Annotated in this window: 14 protein-coding genes; 10 read left to right on the top strand and 4 right to left on the bottom strand. The window is 35.2% G+C overall.

Going from position 1 to position 19,844, the window contains the following annotated elements:
• Positions 1–30: 30 nt before the first annotated feature.
• Complete coding sequence (locus tag ICJ84_RS14485; protein ID WP_188217131.1) at positions 31–762, bottom strand: copper homeostasis protein CutC; 732 nt, start codon at positions 760–762, stop codon at positions 31–33.
• Between the two features lie 239 nt (positions 763–1,001).
• Between ICJ84_RS14485 and polA the strand changes: the two genes are divergently transcribed.
• Positions 1,002–3,854: a DNA polymerase I gene (gene polA / locus ICJ84_RS14480; RefSeq protein ID WP_188217130.1), complete on the top strand. Its 2,853-nt coding sequence runs from the start codon at positions 1,002–1,004 to the stop codon at positions 3,852–3,854.
• Positions 3,855–3,894: 40 nt separating this feature from the next.
• Here polA and ICJ84_RS14475 read toward each other — a convergent pair whose 3' ends face one another.
• Both ICJ84_RS14475 and ICJ84_RS14470 read right to left on the bottom strand, forming a co-directional pair.
• A complete protein-coding gene (locus ICJ84_RS14475) occupies positions 3,895–4,659 on the bottom strand; it encodes a LytR/AlgR family response regulator transcription factor (RefSeq protein ID WP_188217129.1) in 765 nt (254 codons plus the stop codon).
• Entirely contained in the window at positions 4,646–6,481 is a 1,836-nt protein-coding gene (locus tag ICJ84_RS14470; RefSeq protein ID WP_188217128.1) for a sensor histidine kinase, read from the bottom strand. Before ICJ84_RS14470 ends, ICJ84_RS14475 begins: the two co-directional genes overlap by 14 nt.
• Before the next feature lie 179 nt (positions 6,482–6,660).
• On the opposite strand from ICJ84_RS14470, the gene ICJ84_RS14465 reads away from it, so the two are divergent.
• Positions 6,661–9,450 carry an alpha/beta hydrolase family protein gene (locus ICJ84_RS14465; protein ID WP_188217127.1) on the top strand — a complete coding sequence of 930 codons (2,790 nt, stop codon included), beginning with the start codon at positions 6,661–6,663 and terminating at the stop codon, positions 9,448–9,450.
• A gap of 64 nt (positions 9,451–9,514) precedes the next feature.
• On the opposite strand, the gene ICJ84_RS14460 is transcribed toward ICJ84_RS14465, so the two are convergent.
• Positions 9,515–11,458 (bottom strand): YgiQ family radical SAM protein, encoded by a 1,944-nt coding sequence (locus ICJ84_RS14460; protein WP_188217126.1) that lies wholly within the window; start codon positions 11,456–11,458, stop codon positions 9,515–9,517.
• Between the two features lie 324 nt (positions 11,459–11,782).
• Here ICJ84_RS14460 and rplM point away from each other — a divergent pair, with 324 nt between their 5' ends.
• From rplM to ICJ84_RS14420, 8 genes are all read left to right on the top strand, one after another.
• Positions 11,783–12,238 (top strand): 50S ribosomal protein L13, encoded by a 456-nt coding sequence (gene rplM / locus ICJ84_RS14455; protein WP_188217125.1) that lies wholly within the window; start codon positions 11,783–11,785, stop codon positions 12,236–12,238.
• Positions 12,238–12,624, top strand: coding sequence for a 30S ribosomal protein S9 (rpsI, locus tag ICJ84_RS14450; RefSeq protein ID WP_188217124.1), 387 nt, complete (start codon positions 12,238–12,240; stop codon positions 12,622–12,624). Before rplM ends, rpsI begins: the two co-directional genes overlap by 1 nt.
• Positions 12,625–12,786: 162 nt before the next feature.
• Entirely contained in the window at positions 12,787–13,551 is a 765-nt protein-coding gene (gene rpsB, locus ICJ84_RS14445) for a 30S ribosomal protein S2 (protein WP_188217123.1), read from the top strand.
• Between the two features lie 85 nt (positions 13,552–13,636).
• Entirely contained in the window at positions 13,637–14,611 is a 975-nt protein-coding gene (gene tsf / locus ICJ84_RS14440) for a translation elongation factor Ts (RefSeq protein ID WP_188217122.1), read from the top strand.
• 147 nt (positions 14,612–14,758) lie between these two features.
• On the top strand, positions 14,759–15,466 hold the full coding sequence (gene pyrH / locus ICJ84_RS14435) for a UMP kinase (RefSeq protein WP_188217121.1): 708 nt from the start codon (positions 14,759–14,761) through the stop codon (positions 15,464–15,466).
• Positions 15,467–15,514: 48 nt separating this feature from the next.
• Complete coding sequence (frr, locus tag ICJ84_RS14430) at positions 15,515–16,072, top strand: ribosome recycling factor (protein ID WP_188217120.1); 558 nt, start codon at positions 15,515–15,517, stop codon at positions 16,070–16,072.
• A 61-nt stretch (positions 16,073–16,133) separates the two neighbouring features.
• On the top strand, positions 16,134–17,405 hold the full coding sequence (locus ICJ84_RS14425) for a hypothetical protein (RefSeq protein ID WP_188217119.1): 1,272 nt from the start codon (positions 16,134–16,136) through the stop codon (positions 17,403–17,405).
• A gap of 47 nt (positions 17,406–17,452) precedes the next feature.
• On the top strand, positions 17,453–19,843 hold the full coding sequence (locus tag ICJ84_RS14420) for an efflux RND transporter permease subunit (RefSeq protein ID WP_188217118.1): 2,391 nt from the start codon (positions 17,453–17,455) through the stop codon (positions 19,841–19,843).
• Position 19,844: the final 1 nt, after the last annotated feature.

Below are 19,844 nucleotides of genomic sequence, written 5' to 3'. Positions count from 1 at the left end.
TTAACGCTACCTTAAGAATTATGTAACTCACTATTTTTCAGAAGCTGTAATCGATAAAATCTGCTTGATGGTATTCACATCGGAATAAGATTTTATGGTTTCATCGAAAAACTTCACACTATTCATAGCAACCTTTGGAGAATCAATAACGGTTTCTATCGTTGATGCCGACACATGGATCTCTGAAAAGCCAGCCGCTTGAAACTTCGCTACATTAACAGGCTTAATACCACCACCAGACAAAATATGAATTTTATCTTCTGTTTTATCCTTTAATTTCTGAAGTAAATCAAGACCCTTTTCAGCGGAAGATTCCTGTCCTGAAGTTAGAATACGATCAACACCTAAATCTTTCAATTGCTCTAAAGCTTCTTCCGGATTGGGAACCCAATCGAACGCCCTATGAAAGGTAAATTGTAATGGCTTTGAAGTTTCAATTAGCACTTTTGTTTTATCAATATCAATGGTATTGTCAATATTCAAAGCCCCAGAAACAATTCCTGCGCAACCTAACTCCTTACAAAGCTTAATATCGTGTTTCATAATCTCCATCTCGTCATCGCTAAACGTAAAACTTCCACTTCTTGGACGAATTAATACAAATACTGGAATCGATAATGTTTCAACCACTTTTTTTATGAGTCCGAATGACGGTGTAATACCTCCAACCGCCAGTTCGGAACACAATTCAATGCGATGCGCTCCGGCTTTTTCGGCATTAACAGCCGATTCAAACGAATTTGCACAAACTTCTACAATCATAAGTCTTAATTATATAACAAATATAAAGATTCATAAAGACTAATCAACACCACAAAAAATGGTTGGTAATTAAAACTATGATTCAGCATAATTTCTCTCAAAAGTCAAACTATCTCAGCCTAAGAACACAAGACATTTTCTGAGATAAAAAGTTGATTTAATAACAAGCCTCAGTCTATTTAGACCTCGATAATCGCGTAAGTTTTTGTAGTTTTGAACTTCTTATCAAAACAAACATTATGTCCGATCAAAAACGTCTATTTTTAGTTGATGCCTACGCTTTAATTTTCCGTGGGTATTACGCCTTTATAAAGAACCCAAGAATTAACAGCAAAGGTATTGACACCTCTGCCATTATGGGTTTTATGAATTCCCTTTTAGATGTTATTAAACGTGAACGACCAGACCATTTAGCCGTTTGTTTCGATAAAGGCGGAAGTGCCGACCGTGTAGAAATGTTCGAAGCTTATAAAGCGAATCGAGATGAAACTCCGGAAGCTATTAAAGTAGCGATACCATACATTCAGGAAATTTTAAAAGCGATGCACATTCCTATTATGGTTAAGGAAGGTTATGAAGCCGATGACGTCATTGGAACCCTTTCCAAACAAGCTGAAAAACAAGGTTATCAAACGTTTATGGTAACGCCTGATAAAGACTTTGCTCAGCTCGTCTCTGAAAATATTTTTATGTACCGCCCAAAATCGTTTGGTGGTGGTTACGAAACCTGGGGCATTGAAGAAGTAAAACAGAAATTCGAAGTCACCAACCCACTTCAAGTAATAGACTTTTTAGGTATGATGGGCGACTCGAGTGATAACATTCCCGGGCTTCCAGGTGTTGGCGAAAAAACCGCCAAAAAATTTATTGCCGAATATGGCAGCATGGAAGGTTTACTGGAGAATACCCATGAACTTAAGGGTAAAATGAAAGAGAAAATTGAAGCCAATAAAGAACTTGGTTTACTTTCAAAAAAACTGGCAACCATTATGCTGGATGTTCCGGTTGAATTCGACGAGCATGATTTTGAAATGTCTGAACCTGACATTGAAAAAGTAACGACTATTTTTCAGGATTTAGAATTCAGACAATTAACTACCAATTTCCTGAAAACCTTTTCTGCTAATACTGAAGTAACAACTCCTCAACCTGCAGCGTCCACTGAAACAGCAGTTAAAACAGAATCTAATAAAGAACCTGCTTCAGCTGGAGCCGGACAGTTCTCTCTTTTTGGAGGCAGCGATGAAGAAGACCATTCTTCTCATAATGAATACACCAGAAAAACAGTTGAAACCACATCGCATTTTTACCAGAGCGTAGCATCGGGAATGGCGACTAAACTATTCATTAAAAACTTAATGAGTCAAACATCGGTATGTTTTGATACGGAAACGACAAATCTTAATCCATTAGCTGCCGAATTGGTTGGCATAGCCTTTTCATGGGAAACCGGGAAGGGATTTTATTTACCATTCCCTGAAGATAAAAACGAAGCCCAAGAACTTATCGAACAGTTACGTCCATTTTTTGAAAATGAAAGCATCGAAAAAATTGGTCAGAATTTAAAATACGACATTAAAGTTTTAGCCAAATACAACATTACGGTTAAAGGCAAATTATTCGATACCATGCTTGCACACTATCTGATTAATCCAGATATGCGTCATAACATGGATGTCCTGGCTGAAACCTATTTAAATTACACGCCTATTTCAATTGAGTCTTTAATTGGTAAAAAAGGTAAAAACCAGTTATCGATGCGTCAGGTGGCTTTAGACAAGCAAACCGAATATGCTGTAGAAGATGCCGATATTACCCTTCAGCTTAAAGAACATTTCGAAAAAGAATTAGGCGAAGCCAATACACAAAAGTTATTTGATGATATTGAAATTCCGTTATTACGCGTATTATCGTCAATGGAACTGGAAGGCATCAACCTAGATAAAGACTTTTTACATAGTCTGGCTGATCAATTAGACAATGATATTAAAACCTTGGAAAGCAAAATTTATGAGATTGCCGGAGAACAATTCAATATCGCCTCTCCAAAACAATTAGGTGATATTTTATTTGAAAAACTAAAACTGATTGATAAACCCAAAAAGACCAAAACTGGGCAATATGCGACTTCCGAAGATATTTTAAGCTATCTAGCAAAAGACCACGATATCATTCAGCATATTTTAGATTTCAGAGGTTTATCGAAACTTAAAAGTACCTATGTTGATGCGTTACCGCTTCAGGTCGATGAAGTAACCCATCGCGTTCATACCGATTATATGCAAACTGTTGCAGCAACTGGTCGTTTAAGTAGTAACAACCCGAACTTACAAAACATCCCGATTCGTACCGAACGCGGACGTCAGGTACGTAAAGCCTTTATTCCTCGTAATGAAGATTACACCCTACTTGCTGCCGATTACAGTCAGATAGAGTTACGTATTATCGCTGCATTAAGTGAAGAAGAAACCATGATTAATGCTTTTAAACATGGTGAAGACATTCACGCCTCGACAGCTTCAAAAGTATTTAATGTACCTATTGAAGAAGTGACTCGCGAACAACGTAGCAATGCAAAAACCGTAAACTTTGGAATTATCTACGGGGTTTCTGCTTTCGGATTAAGCAACCAGACTAATTTATCGCGTAGCGAAGCCAAAGAACTTATCGATACCTATTATGAAACCTATCCGAAGTTAAAAAACTACATCAGCCAACAAGTCGATTTTGCACGAGACCATGGTTATGTGCAAACCGTTTTAGGGCGTCGTCGTTACTTAAAAGACATCAACTCTCGTAACGCTGTAGTTCGCGGGGCTGCAGAGCGCAATGCGGTAAATGCACCTATTCAGGGTAGTGCCGCCGATATTATTAAAATCGCTATGATTAATATTCATAAGAAATTAGAAGCTGGTGATTTTAAAACCAAAATGCTACTGCAGGTTCATGATGAATTGGTGTTCGATGTTTACAAACCAGAACTCGACACCATTAAAACCTTAGTAAAAACCGAAATGGAAAACGCCTACCAATTGGCTGTGCCTTTAGATGTCGATTTAGGCACTGGTAATAACTGGTTGGAGGCGCATTAATAAAATAAAAAAAGCGATTCAAAATATTGAATCGCTTTTTTTATATACCCATCCACGCTTTTATTTGTGGCTGATAACTTCTACCACTTTTTAAAATTGTTTTATGCTTATCATTCATTGTGATATTATAACAACTATTAAAATGGGTAAAAACTTCTGAAACCATATTTGTATTTATAATAAGGCTACGATGAATTCGCAAAAAACCTTTAGGGAGTTGATCATCTAATGTGGATAAACTCTGGTCTGTGATATGTTCTTCTCCTGGCTTTGTGAAAATAGACACATATTTATCGGTAGACTGGAAATATGCGACGTCTTCAAGTTTCACAAAACTAATTTTCTTACCCACCTTTACCGTAATAGAGGCTAGCTCCTTGCCTTTAGTCCGATTATCATTAAAATGTTTTAACAATTCTAAAATTTGCTCGGTCTGTTTTTCATGTTTAAAAAAAGTAAGCTTATCTATGGTTTGTTGTAGTCGCTCTTTTCTAACAGGTTTTAATAAATAATCTAAACTATTAGTGGCGAAAGCTTGCAATGCATATTCATCAAATGCTGTACAAAAAACAACTATTGGAATATTTTGTAGCTTTTGCAACATTTCGAACCCATTCATTTCTGGCATTTGAATATCTAAGAAAATAATATCTGGTTTTAAAATCTGAATTTTTTCAACACCTTCTTCCCCATTACAAGCTTCATCAACAACCAAAAAAGTTTCAGAAAAATCGCCAAGTAATTCTTTTATCCGTTGTCTTGCTGGTGGTTCATCATCTATAATAAGGGTTCTATACTGCTTCATTTATAAATCGCTTCATATTATTAAATCCTTTTTCACTAATGGTAATCCATATACGCTTAGCAGGTTCATTTTCCCAATGTAATTCTCCTTCGCCCTCGTAACTTAATTTTAAAATATCGTTTATACTTTGCAATCCGTAACCTGTAATAACACCTTCTGGAAAATCAGGGCCATTATCGGACACACTAATTTCTACAACTTCATTATTTTTTTGGATCTTTACTTTAATAATACCTTCGTGTTTTATTTTCGATACGCCGTGTTTAATAGCATTTTCTACCAAAGGTTGAATAATGTTTCGGGGGATTTCAAACTGCTCTATGCTTTCATCGACTTCAATTGAAAATTTCATACGGTCTCCAAAACGAATTTGTTCTATTTGCAAATAAGCGCGAACCGCTTCAATCTCCTCTTTTATAGTTGAACTCAAGGTATTATTTCGATTAATGTTATAGCGAAATAAATCGGACAAAGACAAGGCCATTTGTTCTGTTTTTTCAGGATTACTTCTTACCAAACCTACTATTGAATTTAACGAATTGTATAAAAAATGTGGATTAATTCTAGCATTTAACGAAGCTACTTCTGCCTGCGCCTTTAACGCTTTCATCTTACTCAGCTCGATATCTTTTTTTCGTAATTGTATTTCAGTTTGCTCCCTTAAGTATAAAAATGCAGTTCGTATTGAAAAAACAACAATTCCAATGAGACTGATAATAAAATTAAATTTATTATCACTATTAAAAACAAACATTAAAACAATAATTGTTATAATCACCAAAAATGTGAATATAATTTTCAACTTTAATTGCTTTGCTATGGTCCATTCTTTATTAATAATATTCTTCTCTAAAACATAAAGTAAACTTAATACAATTAAACATATTGGTATATACACGATTAAAGTCACGAACCATGAATACAAATAAAGACCTAACCCTCCTGAACTCGTTAAATAATCATATAAATTAATTCCAATATATGAGGTAAACATCAAAACCATGCCTGGCATTAAATAATTTAAATAACCAACTCTATATCGTCGTCTAAATACTCTACGATAAGAAAAAATAAAAATTAAGAAAGTAATTAAAACTGATAAAATCACACCAAAGAACTTCATTTCATTTTTATAGAAAAAGTTTAAATAATACCTTTTAGTATAATTGCTGAGTATATAACTTTTAGCTTCCTTAAGCAAGTCTTTAGAATATAATTTCTGAAGCAAAAACCTATCCGACAAGCTAAATTTTGTTAAAACAGGATCAGGATCAAAGTCATCAAATATTGCATATCCCGTTTTTGTACGATATTTGACATTTTGAATACCACACAACGATCTTATCACAAAAAACTCCAATATTCGTTTTCTACTCTCGAAACTATCAGAATCATTAAAACCTATTTGATATTCCTTAAATATGATTCCAGATTTTCCTATTTTTGATCTACTTCCAAAACGAGTGCCGTTAGCGACTATTTCAATAATAACATTTCCTTTTTTTTGAGTTGAGAAATTAATGTTATTAGGAATAATTCCCTTTAACTCTTGTATTAGATTGCAAATAATTATTGAATCATTCTCATTAAATGAATTTTTTAATTGGATACTGATATCACTACTAAACTTAATAACATCTCTGTTAACCCCGTTGAAAATTCTTTCTTTCGTCCAAAACCAAAAAGTTTTATAAAAAGGTGACGATTTATCAAACTGAACATATTTTTCCCAGACTGTGTCTGTCATCATTTTTCGTATTTCTTCCTGAGCGTTTAATTTTAATAAACCAGCAAAGAGTAATAAAATAATTATTTTTTTCATTTGTGTAAATTTAAAAGGTTGATTAACGTTCATAAATAAAAAGCAATCAATTATCCCAAAACAGCTAATTCTGACCAACTGCGAAACGAGCTGACAAACAGCATACTTTGTTAAACTTAGTTTAACAGTTGGCCCAATTTGGTTGGTTTAATTATTTTTACCCTTTTTAAATCTTACACATGAAATTAAACCTTACCTACATTTTCATTTTGGTGTCTTTTGTTTCAATCGCACAAAAAAAAACACTTGAATTTTCAGATATTCAACAATGGAATAGTATTAAAAACGAAGCTATTGCTCCCAACGGACATTTTATAGTTTACGATTTAGAACAGGAAAATGCCGATAGCCATCTTCATGTAACATCTAACAAAGGAGCAAACCTTTTAGAATACTTTAGAGCTACAAATGGTCAGTTTACCTACGATTCTAAATTTTTAGCCTTTACCATAAAACCACTAAAAGACAGTTTAGATAACATGCTTCGTCACAAGGTGAAGAAAGATAAATTACCAAAAGATTCTTTAGCAATTTACAACCTTGACTCCAAAGAACTCGACAAAATAGGCAATGTAAAATCATATCAACTCCCTGAAAAATGGTCGGGCTATATCGGGTATCTTCTAGAAGATATTAAAGCTCCAAAAAAAGAAATCAAGACTGATAGCACCGAAACCAAAGACGATAAAAAAGATGCAAAACCTAAAAAGGTAAGCAAAACCAATGGTTATCATTTAGTGATTAGAAACCTTAACTCTAAAGCACAGGACACTTTTAAATATGTTACTCATTACACCTTTGCTAAAACAGGTAAAACACTGGCATTTTCAACAACCGGTGATAAAGATAATAACGGTGAAGGTGTGTTTATTTACGATTTTAACACATCGCAATTAACCAATATTTATTCCGGAAAAAAAGCAAAATACAACAAACTAAGCTTCAGTGAAACCGGAAAACGTTTTGCCTTTGTGGTCGATGCCGACACAACTAAAGTACAAATTAGACCAAACGAACTTTATATTTGGGAAGCCGGACAAGAAACTGCCAGTAAACTATACGACAACGCAACCACTCCAAACGGTTATTTAGTTTCTAAAGATGGTACAATAACGTTTTCAAAAGATGAATCTAAGTTATATTTCGGATTACGAAAACCTCCTATCATTAAAGACACCACGTTACTAAAAGACGAAATTGTAAATTTAGAAGTGTGGACGTATAACGAACCTAGACTATACACGGTTCAGGAGTTGCAGGTAAAAAACGACACTATTAAGTCTTATGAAACTGTTTATAATTTCAATAATAAAAAAACGGTTCAGATTGAAACGGAAGCCTTCCCTTATTCAACGCTTACCAATAAAGGCAACTCTAACATCACATTAGTAAATACACCAACACCATACTCACTTGAAAGTCAATGGACAGGAAGATCTCTCAAAGATTACGCTATTGTAAATACTAAAACCGGCAATCAAAAAATCATTTTAAAACAGATGCCAAATGCATCTTTAAGTCCGAAAGGCGCATTTGTTTTTGGGTATCACTCCATTGACAGTACCTGGTTTACCTACAATGTAAAAACTAACAAATATTTAGAATTGACCAAAGGAAAAGTATTTTACGACGAATTAAATGATTCACCAGATTTCCCTAGCTCTTATGGTACTGCCGGATGGATGGAAGACGATAAACACATCTTACTTTACGATCGCTACGACATCTGGAAATACAATCCGAATACGGGTGAAACTTCAAACTTAACCAACGGACGCGCCAATAAAATCGTTTACAGATACATCAAATTAGACAAGGAAGAAGAATCTATAAGCGTGAAAAACGAGTGGTTGTTATCAACATTTAATGAAACCACCAAAGCTGGAGGTTTTGCTGAATTCAACCCTAAAAACAACACCATAAAACAATTAGAGGAAGGCGATTTTAGTTATAGCAAACCAACAAAAGCCGAATTAAGTGATGCTTTACTATTTACACGCGAATCGTTTACTGAATTCCCTAATTTACGATTAACCGATTTAAGTTTTAAAAAACAAACCGTTTTAAGTGATGCCAATCCGCAACAAAAGGATTTTAACTGGGGAACGATAGAACTGGTGAAATGGACTTCTTTAGACGGTGAAGAACTGGAAGGCTTATTGGTTAAACCCGAAAACTTCGACCCGAACCAAAAGTACCCAATGATTGTTAATTTCTACGAACGCAGTTCAGACGATATTCACAAACACAGACCACCATCTTTCGTGCGTTCTACCATTAGCTATAGCTATTACGCCAGTCGCGGTTATGTTATTTTCAACCCGAATGTAAAATACCGTGAAGGCTACCCTGGCGAAAGCGCCTTAAGTTGTGTGGTTTCCGGAACCAACGCCATCATTAAACAAGGATTTATAGACAAAAATAATATTGGCTTACAAGGTCACAGTTGGGGTGGCTATCAAATTGCATATCTAGTAACAAAAACCAATATGTTTAAAGCTGCTGAATCTGGCGCTCCCGTTGTGAATATGATTAGCGCTTACGGCGGAATACGATGGTGGACTGGATTAAGTCGTCAATTTCAATACGAGCATACCCAAAGTCGTATTGGAGGAACACCTTGGGAATATCCAATGCGTTATATTGAAAATTCACCTATTTTCAATATTGATAAAATTAACACTCCTTTATTGATTTTACATAACGATGCCGATGGACACGTACCGTGGTATCAAGGTATTGAGTTCTTTGTAAGCTTACGCCGATTAGGTAAACCCGCTTGGTTTTTAAATTACAATGACGAACCGCACTGGCCATTAAAATACCAAAACAGAAAAGACTTTACCTTAAGAATGTCACAGTTTTTTGATTACTACTTACAAGGTGCCGCAAAACCTGTTTGGATGGAACGCGGTGTTCCTGCCATTGAAAAAGGAATTAATCAAGGCTATGAACTTTTAAAAGAGTAGCCATAACCGCTATAAAAACAAAAAGCCTTGTATTGAATACAAGGCTTTTTTTATTTCTTACGAATTAACGTTTATTCTTTGATTTAAATTTGGCTTTATTTTTACGCTTATTAAACGGCACTGCATCATCAAACGTATGCTTCGGTTTACCTGGTTTATTTTTTCGCCACGAATCGTTTTCAGGAAGCAATACTTTTAATAAGTCCTGACGTCCTAATTTGTTCAAAGTATTTTTTATCCAGGCTTTATTTTCATCTTTATACCAGAAGAAGAAACGGTGTTGTTCATCTTTCTCTTTTCTGGTTTTTGGCGTATTGACTTTCTTCAACGTATATGGATGATATCCGCTATAATAAATTACCGTTGCTACCGTCATAGGGGTCGGCGTGAACCCTTGCACCTGTTCTAACTGAAAGCCCATATCTTTGGTTTCAGCTGCCAGATTCGCCATATCTTCAGCTTCACAAGCCGGGTGATTCGATATGAAATAAGGGATTAACTGAAGTTTCAATTTGTGCTTCACATTAATCTTATCGAAACGCTCCTTAAATTTATGAAAATAGGTAAACGATGGTTTACGCATTAATTTTAAAACCGGATCACTAGTATGTTCTGGCGCTACTTTTAGTCGACCAGAAACATGCTTGGTCATCACCTCTTCAGTGTAATCATCAAGTTCTTTAGGATCGGCATTCTTATTGAATTCCGGCACCAGCATATCATGACGAATACCACTACCTATAAACGATTTCTTCACTTTAGGATGACTATCAACCGCCTGATACAATTCCGTTAACGGTTTATGTGACGTATCCAGATTACTACAAATAACTGGAGAAATACATGAAGGTGCCACACACTTGTCGCATATAGACTGAATTTTACCCTTCATTTTATACATATTTGCACTTGGCCCGCCAATATCAGATAAGTAACCTTTAAAGTCTGGCATGTTGGCAACCTTATCAACTTCTTTTAAAATAGACTCCTGACTACGAGAAGCAATAAATTTACCTTGGTGTGCCGAAATCGTACAGAAACTACACCCTCCAAAACATCCACGGTGAATGTTAATGGAGAACTTAATCATTTCAAAAGCTGGAATGGGTCCGCGTTTATTATATTTTGGGTGTGGTAATCGTGTATATGGTAAATCGAAAGACGCATCAATTTCTTCTTCCGTCATAGTTGGGTACGGCGGATTAATCATTAACGTTTTATCTCCCACCTTTTGAAAAATACGACGCGCTGCCAATTTATTTGACTCCTGCTCGATCACCTTAAAATTAGATGCATAAGCCTTTTTATCTTTTAAACAGGTTTCATGTGATGCGATTTCAACATCTTCCCAATTACTGTTTTTTGGAATAGATTCATCCTTTTTTATGAGAACCGCTGTCTGATTTATAGTATTCAAACTACTAAATGGCACTCCTTTTTGTAACAAACGAACAATTTCACGAAGCGGTTGCTCTCCCATTCCATACACCAGCATATCAGCTTTAGATGACTCTAAAATGGTAGGCATAAGTTTATCACTCCAGTAATCGTAATGCGTAACACGACGTAAAGAAGCTTCAATCCCTCCAATCAACACCGGAACATCAGGCCATTTTTCCTTTAATATATTAGAATATACCGTTGTGGCATAATCAGGACGAAAGCCTATTTCTCCATTTGGTGTATAGGCATCTTTATCACGACGCTTTTTATTAGCATTATAATTACTAATCATAGGGTCCATACAACCGCCGGTAACCCCAAAGAATAATTTAGGACGACCAAGCTTTACGAAATCCTGAAGGTTATCGTTCACATTAGGCTGCGGCACAATAGCTACTCTTAATCCATAACTTTCTAAAGTACGACCAATAACGGCCGGGCCAAAGGTTGGATGATCCACATAAGCATCACCGCTAAACAGGATAACATCGAGTTCTTCCCATCCGCGTATTTTAACCTCTTTGTTTGTGGTAGGTAACCAATCTGAAAGTTTTAGTTCTTGCATAACGCTGCAAAATTAATCAAATTTCGGTTCTTGTTCTTTATTTATTAAAGCTTTATGATTTTTTCACCTGTTTAAAACCTAAAATTGATGTACAAATCTTCCGATTACAATTCCAACTTATAAAAAAATATAAACAGATACATTTTAACACCTAAAGCACAAATAATTCATTTTAATATATTTACATTTAAATTTCACAATAATCCAGTAATTTAAAAAGCTGTATAAAAATAACTTAGCACACTATTTGGTAATCAAATAATTAATCGTAAATTTGCAAACTCTTTTTGAGAGAGGAATGTTTAATAAAAATTAATTAAAAACGTGGACACATTAAGCTACAAAACAGTATCAGCTAATAAAGCTACTGCAGATAAGCAGTGGGTTTTAGTTGACGCCGAAGGACAATCTTTGGGTCGTTTAGCTTCTAAAGTTGCAAAACTTTTAAGAGGTAAACACAAGCCTAGCTTCACACCTCACGTTGATTGTGGTGATAACGTAATCGTTATTAACGCTGAAAAAATCAACTTAACTGGAAACAAGTGGAATGACAAAACTTACATCCGTCACACAGGTTACCCAGGTGGTCAAAGAAGTTTAACAGCTACAGAATTGTTTGGAAAAGATCCTGCAAGAATCGTAGAAAAATCAGTAAAAGGAATGTTACCTAAAAACAAATTAGGTGCAGATTTATTCCGTAACTTAACAGTTGTTGTTGGTACAGAGCATGCACATGCTGCACAAAAGCCAGCTACAATTAACTTAAATGAATTCAACTAATGGAAGTGATTCACAAAATTGGCCGTAGAAAAACGGCTGTTGCTCGTGCGTATGTTGCCCCAGGAAGCGGTAACATCACTATTAACAAAAAAGACATAGCTAGCTACTTTACTACTGCTACTTTACAGTACAAAGTTAAGCAACCATTAGTTATGACTAACAATGAAAGCAACTTTGATATTACCGTAAATGTATATGGAGGTGGTATTACTGGTCAAGCTGAGGCTATCCGTTTAGCTGTTTCTCGTGCTATGTGCGAAGTAGATGCAGAAAACAGATTAACTCTTAAACCAGAAGGTTTATTAACAAGAGACCCAAGAATGGTAGAGCGTAAGAAATTCGGTCAGAAGAAAGCTCGTAAGAAATTCCAGTTCTCTAAACGTTAATCCTATTGTTGAAATTTTTTCAACGCAATTAAAAAAATTAATAACAGTTATTGTTGTCCTAGTCCAAAAGACAGGATTTAGTTTAGCATCTAAATGAAGCCTAAGGCTTAACCTTAGCCAAAAGGAACATTGCTAATTCAACAGAACGTAAACTATTACAAAATGGCAGTAGAAGTAAAAGAATTACTTGAAGCAGGTGTACACTTCGGACACCTTACTCGTAAGTGGGATCCAAACATGGCTCCTTACGTATACATGGAGCGTAATGGCATCCATATTATCAATTTATATAAAACTGCAGCTAAAATTGAAGAAGCTGGAGCAGCATTAGCAAAAATCGCAGCTTCTGGTCGTAAAATTTTATTTGTAGCTACTAAAAAACAAGCAAAAGATATCGTTGCTGAAAAAGCAGGAGCTATCAACATGCCATACATCACTGAAAGATGGCCAGGTGGTATGTTAACAAACTTCGTAACTATTAGAAAAGCTGTTAAGAAAATGGCTTCTATTGATAGAATGAAGAAAGATGGTACGTTTAACACGTTATCTAAAAAAGAACGTTTACAAGTAGATCGTTTAAGAGCTAAGTTAGAGAAAAACTTAGGTTCTATCAGCGACATGACTCGTTTACCTGGTGCTTTATTTGTAGTTGATATTAAACGTGAACACATCGCGATTAAAGAAGCTCAAAAATTAAACATTCCTATCTTTGCTATGGTAGATACCAACTCTGACCCTCGTCAAGTTGATTATGTTATCCCAGCAAACGACGATGCTTCTAAGTCAATCGATAAAATCTTATCTCATGTTACTGCTTCTATCTCTGCTGGTTTAGCAGAAAGAAAAGCTGACAAAGTTGAAGGAGAAGATGCTCCTAAAGCTAAAAAAGCTGCAACTAAAACAGTTGCTGCTAATGAGGAAGAATAATTAACATTTACACAATATAAATAAGTCGTTTAATTATTTTCTTTGCTAAAATATTTGAACGACTTTTTTTTAAAATTTAAAATACATGGAATCTACAGTAAAAATTACAGCAGCAGAGGTTAATAAGTTAAGACAAGCTACTGGTGCAGGGATGATGGATTGTAAAAAAGCTTTAGTTGAAGCTGGTGGAGATTTTGATAAAGCAATTGAAGTTTTACGTAAACAAGGACAAAAAGTAGCAGAAAAAAGAGCTGACAGAGAAAACTCTGAAGGAGCTGCTGTTGCTAAATTAAACGCAGACAACACTGCTGGTGTTGCTATCGTTTTAGGTTGTGAAACTGATTTCGTTGGTAAAAACGAAAACTTCTTAAAATTAGCTAGCGATTTAGCTGAAGTAGCTTTAAACTACAACACGAAAGAAGACTTCTTAGCTGCTGATTTTGGTGGTATTACCGTTGCTGAGAAATTAGTTGAGCAAACTGGTGTTATTGGTGAGAAATTAGACATCACTTCTTTCGAAAGATTAGAAGCTCCTTATGTTGGTTCTTACGTTCACATTAACAAAATTGCTGCTTTAGTAGGTTTATCTGCAAAAGTTGATAACGCTGAAACTTTAGTAAAAGATGTAGCAATGCAAGTAGCTTCTATGGGAGCAACTACATTATCTTACAAAGATTTCGATCCTGCTTTCGTTGCTTCTGAAACTGAAGCTAGAATTGCTGTAATCGAAAAAGATAACGAAGAGTTAGCGCGTTTAGGTAAAACACTTAAAAACGTTCCTAAATACATCTCTATGTCTCAATTAACTCCTGAAGTTTTAGCGCAAGCTGAAGAAGATGCTAAAGCACAATTAGCTGCTGAAGGTAAACCAGAAAAAATTTGGGCTAACATCTTACCAGGTAAAATGGATCGTTTTGTTTCTGATAACACTACACTTGATCAAGAGAAATGTTTATTAGATCAAAACTTCATTAAAGACGAAAAAATTAATGTTGCTAAATACGTAGCTTCTTACGGTGATGTTACTATCACTGATTTCAAAAGAGCTTCTGTAGGTTAATTTACATAACAACAAAAATATAAAACCATTGTACTTTAGGGTACAATGGTTTTTTTATACATACATCTCTAGTTCTCAAATTGCCTAAAAATTCACTTTAGCAATTTATTATATTGATTATATTTGCACAACCTTGAGTAACAAATAATGAAATACAAAAGAATACTCCTTAAATTATCTGGTGAAGCTTTAATGGGAAATCGCCAATATGGTATCGATCCTGAGCGTTTAGCCGAATATGCAGCCGACATTAAACAAATAACCGATAAAGGTGTAGAAGTTGCCATTGTTATTGGTGGTGGAAACATTTTTAGAGGTGTTGCCGGAGCTAGTAACGGTATGGATCGTGTACAAGGAGATCACATGGGTATGTTAGCCACCGTAATTAACGGCTTGGCTTTACAAAGTGCCCTTGAAGATGCCGGAATACCTACACGCTTACAATCGGCTATTAAAATCAATGAAGTTGCAGAGCCTTTTATTAGAAGAAGAGCGATGCGTCACCTGGAAAAAGGTCGTGTGGTAATTTTTGGTGGTGGTACCGGAAACCCTTATTTTACTACCGATTCTGCAGCCGTATTACGTGCTATAGAAATTGAAGCCGATGTGATTTTAAAAGGAACTCGTGTAGATGGAATTTACAATGCCGATCCTGAAAAAGACGCAAAAGCGACTAAATTTAATTTCATATCTTTCGATGACGTTTTAAGAAAAGGCTTGAAAGTTATGGACACTACAGCATTTACCCTAAGTCAAGAAAACCAATTACCAATTATAGTTTTCGATATGAACAAAAAAGGAAACCTTTTAAAAGTCGTTTCCGGAGAAAACGTTGGTACCGAAGTTAACCTATAACCTTTGGCGCAATTTTTGAAACATTGATTTTACTTAAAAGCTAAAAACATGAACGAAGACATTCAATTTATACTAGACACTGCGAAAGAATCTATGACTAATGCGATTAAGCATTTGGAGAAGGCATTTGTTAACATTCGTGCCGGCAAAGCAAGTCCTGCCATGCTAGGTAGTGTTTTAGTTAACTACTACGGATCTCCAACACCATTAAGCCAGGTAGCTAATGTTAATACACCTGACGGAAGAACCATTACAGTTCAACCATGGGAAAAAAACATGCTTCAAGAGATTGAGAAAGCTATTATGATAGCAAACCTTGGGTTCAACCCAATGAACAATGGAGACACCATAATTATAAACGTTCCGCCACTTACTGAAGAGCGCAGACGCGATTTAGCAAAACAAGCTAAAGCTGAAGCTGAAGATGCTAAAATTAGTGTAAGAGCGGCCAGAAAAGATGCTAATAACGATATTAAAAAATTAGAAGACGTTTCTGAAGATTTAAAGAAAAATGCTGAAATAGACGTACAACAAATCACAGATAAGTACGTTAAAAAGGTGGATGACCTTTTCGAAGTGAAAGAAAAAGAAATCATGACCGTATAATTTAAAAGCGACATTTAAGTCGCTTTTTTTTGTAAACCATTCGCTTTTTAATCGCATTTATATGTTAAAGCATTGTTTTTTTATTCTTTGTTTATGTGCTTCTTTTTTGTTGCAGGCCCAATCATTCTCAGAAGACAACACAGAAACAGTAAAAGATTCTCTAAAAAAGAAAGCTTTTATAGAACATTTAGGCAATGGTTATTTCCCTACCAAATATTTTAACTTCGACCTTCGCTATCTCATAAAATATAACCAGTACGAAGCACTAAGAACCGGACTTGGAGGCATTACAAACGATGCACTTTCAAAAACCTTTCGCATTAATGGCTATTTAGTTTACGGTTTTGGTGATGATAAATTTAAATACAGCGTTGGTGGCGCTTATCGTTTAGCTGAAAAAAGTAACACCTGGCTTAGCGCATCCTACACCGATGATTTACAGGAAACCGGAAGCACCAAATTTTTAACCGATAAACGTTTTTTTCAGTTTTTCGAACCGCGCTTACTTAACATTAGCCTTTTTCATGCGCATGTCACAAAAACGCTTAGCTTAGGACATCAAATAACACCAAAATTACTTACGGAATCAGAATTCTCTATAAGTCATATCGATCCGACGTATAGCTATATTTATGCGGTTGGAGATGAATCATATTCTGAATTCGATATCAGTTCAGCCAAATTTGCAATACAATGGAATCCGTTTAGCACTTACGAAGTGTCTAAAAATGAACAAAAAGAAGTCAAAGAAGGCTTTCCGAAGTTTACACTTCAGTATACCAAAAGTTTTAAAGATGTTTTTAAAAGTGATTTCAATTTTTCAAAATTCGATTTCAGAACCATCTATCAATTTGGTGATGAAAAAGGAAGCTATTCACAAATTGTACTGGTAGCCGGAATAGCAAATGGCAACGTCCCCTTAACACATTTGTATCACGCCTACCCAAATAACATCAATAAAGAAACCATTTTACAACGCTTTTCAGTGGCAGGTATTAACAGTTTTGAAACCATGTTTTTTAATGAATTTTTTTCTGATAAATTTACTACGTTTCAATTTAAACATTACTTAAAACCTTTCGATATCTCTCCTAGCTACAAACCCCAGATGGTTTTAATTACGCGTTACGCTTTAGGTAATATCGATCAGCCGGAGCGCCACGAAAATATCTCCTTTGGCTCGCTGGATAAAGGCTATACCGAGTCGGGTTTCGAACTTAATAAATTACTTTTTGGTTTTGGTTTAAGCTTCACGTATAGATATGGCGCTTACCACCTTCCGGATATTGCCGACAATATCGCTTTTAAGTTTACATTTAACTTGACTTTATGAGGTAATACACTTGTTTTTCCTACCTTTGCCCAACTTTTATTAAAGGCATGCTTAAACTATTTACAAAACACTTTTGGGACGTTATTGCGCGAATTATTCTGCGTAATAAAATAGGGATACTTCTTGGTATTTTAATAATCACCGTTTTATTCAGTACACAATGGAAAAACATGCGTTTTACCAATACCGAAGCCAACCTGTTACCAGACGACCACGAGGTAAATATTGAGTATAACAATTTCTTAAGTATTTTTGGTGAAGAAGGAAATCTAATCATCCTTGGTGTTAAAGACTCGACACTTTTAACGGTTGAAAAATTAAACGCCTGGAACAACCTTGCTCAAGAGTTTAAAAAATACGACGAGGTAGAAACAGTAGTTTCTGTAAAAGACTTACAGAAATTGGTTAAAGATACCGAGCATGAGAAATTTACCCTAGAACCCTTCATTAAAGATTCTATTGCTTCGCTACAACAAATTGAATCTTTAGAATTCGAGCTGTTTAATAAATATCCATTTTACGATAATGTCTTATTCAACAAGGAAACACAAACCATTAGAACAGCCATCTATCTAAAAAAAGATATTGTAAATACCTCGATTAGAAAAGACTTTGTTGCCAACACTCTTGAACCTAAAGTAAATGCTTTTGAAGAGACCTACAATTTAGATGTTCGTATTTCGGGCATGCCGTACATCCGAACTCTAAACGCGCAGGTTATTGTTAGTGAAATTGGCTGGTTTGTTGGCGCTGCACTTCTGGTAACCTCATTAATATTCTTCTTTTTCTTCAGATCATTTAGAGCAACCTTCATTTCACTGATTGTTGTATCTATAGGTGTTATGTGGACTTTAGGAATTTTAGGGGCTCTTAATTATGAAATTACCGTACTTACTGCTTTAATTCCGCCGCTTATTATTGTGATAGGAATTCCTAACTGTATTTTCTTAATCAATAAGTACCAAAATGAAGTTAAAAAACACGGAAATAAGGTGAAGTCTTTACAACGTGTTATTACCAAAATTGGTAATGCCACTTTAATGACTAACATTACCACTGCATCTGGTTTTGCAACATTTATACTTACTGAAAGCACCTTACTTAAAGAGTTTGGTATTGTAGCGTCGTTAAGTATTCTTGCCATTTTCGTATTGTGTTTATTGATTATTCCAATCATTTATACCTTTTTACCTTATCCAAAAGACCGTCACTTAGAACACCTAAACAAACGTTGGATTGGTGGTTTTGTAGACTGGATGGAACGCATGGTAAAACACGAGCGCATTGCGATCTATTGTTCCGGTTTAGTTTTACTTATTGTGAGTATTATTGGTATTTACCAGATAAAAATCACAGGGAGTTTAATTGAAGATATGCCTCAGGATTCTGAATTCGTAAATGACATCCGATTTTTCGAAAGTGAATTTAACGGCATTATGCCTGTTGAAATCATGATTGATACCAAGCGTAAAAAAGGCGTTATGAAACTGGCGACTTTAAAACGTATGGACGAATTACAGGAAGCCATCAATGAAATTCCTGAATTATCGAAACCCATTTCAGTCGTTGATTTAGTAAAATATTCTAAACAAGCGTACTACAATGGCAACACAAAATATTATCAGCTACCAACCAGTCAGGAGAACAGTTTTATTTTATCGTATGCTAAAAATTCATCGTCAAATGTCGATTTACTGAAAAACTTTGTGGATAGTACGGGGCAATACGCACGTATTACCACGTTTATGAAAGACATTGGTACCGAAAAGATGGAGCGTATTGAAGAAAACCTTCAAACTAAAATTGATAAGTTATTTCCAAGTGATCGTTACAAAGTAACCATGACCGGAAAAGCCGTAGTGTTCCAAAAGGGAACAAAATACTTAGTTAAAAACTTAGTGATTTCATTATCCTTAGCCATCATCTTAATCGCTGTTTTCATGGCTTATATGTTCAGATCACTAAGAATGATTGTCATTTCATTAATTCCAAACTTATTACCATTATTAATAACCGCAGGTTTAATGGGCTATTTGGGTGTGCCTATCAAACCATCAACCATTTTGGTATTCAGCATTGCTTTTGGTATTTCGGTAGACGATACCATCCATTTTTTAGCCAAATACCGTCAGGAATTACAAGCCAGACACTGGAAAATTAAGCCATCGGTTTACGGTGCGTTACGTGAAACCGGTGTGAGCATGTTCTATACCTCTATTGTACTGTTCTTTGGCTTCTCAGTTTTTACCATTTCCAGTTTTGGCGGAACGGTAGCTTTAGGTGCCTTAGTATCGGCCACACTATTATTCGCTATGTTATCAAACTTATTGCTATTACCTTCGTTATTATTATCGTTAGAACGTAGTATTGCTAATAAAGAAGTTTTAAAAGAGCCTTCAATAAATATTATTCCTGAAGAAGACGATAACGAAGATTAAG

The sequence above is a fragment of the Aestuariibaculum suncheonense genome (genome assembly GCF_014596935.1).
In the GTDB taxonomy this organism is placed as follows: domain Bacteria; phylum Bacteroidota; class Bacteroidia; order Flavobacteriales; family Flavobacteriaceae; genus Aestuariibaculum; species Aestuariibaculum suncheonense.
Note: the sequence above shows the minus strand (reverse complement) of the source record. Positions and strands in the feature narration are given on the sequence as shown.

Coding starts and splice junctions, on each gene's coding strand:
- ICJ84_RS14425 (WP_188217119.1), top strand. CDS start 16,134: ATGTTAAAGCATTGTTTTTTTATTCTTTGTTTATGTGCTTCTTTTTTG.
- ICJ84_RS14470 (WP_188217128.1), bottom strand. CDS start 6,481: ATGAAAAAAATAATTATTTTATTACTCTTTGCTGGTTTATTAAAATTA.
- ICJ84_RS14420 (WP_188217118.1), top strand. CDS start 17,453: ATGCTTAAACTATTTACAAAACACTTTTGGGACGTTATTGCGCGAATT.
- rpsB (WP_188217123.1), top strand. CDS start 12,787: ATGGCAGTAGAAGTAAAAGAATTACTTGAAGCAGGTGTACACTTCGGA.
- ICJ84_RS14485 (WP_188217131.1), bottom strand. CDS start 762: ATGATTGTAGAAGTTTGTGCAAATTCGTTTGAATCGGCTGTTAATGCC.
- polA (WP_188217130.1), top strand. CDS start 1,002: ATGTCCGATCAAAAACGTCTATTTTTAGTTGATGCCTACGCTTTAATT.
- tsf (WP_188217122.1), top strand. CDS start 13,637: ATGGAATCTACAGTAAAAATTACAGCAGCAGAGGTTAATAAGTTAAGA.
- ICJ84_RS14465 (WP_188217127.1), top strand. CDS start 6,661: ATGAAATTAAACCTTACCTACATTTTCATTTTGGTGTCTTTTGTTTCA.
- frr (WP_188217120.1), top strand. CDS start 15,515: ATGAACGAAGACATTCAATTTATACTAGACACTGCGAAAGAATCTATG.
- pyrH (WP_188217121.1), top strand. CDS start 14,759: ATGAAATACAAAAGAATACTCCTTAAATTATCTGGTGAAGCTTTAATG.
- ICJ84_RS14475 (WP_188217129.1), bottom strand. CDS start 4,659: ATGAAGCAGTATAGAACCCTTATTATAGATGATGAACCACCAGCAAGA.
- ICJ84_RS14460 (WP_188217126.1), bottom strand. CDS start 11,458: ATGCAAGAACTAAAACTTTCAGATTGGTTACCTACCACAAACAAAGAG.
- rpsI (WP_188217124.1), top strand. CDS start 12,238: ATGGAAGTGATTCACAAAATTGGCCGTAGAAAAACGGCTGTTGCTCGT.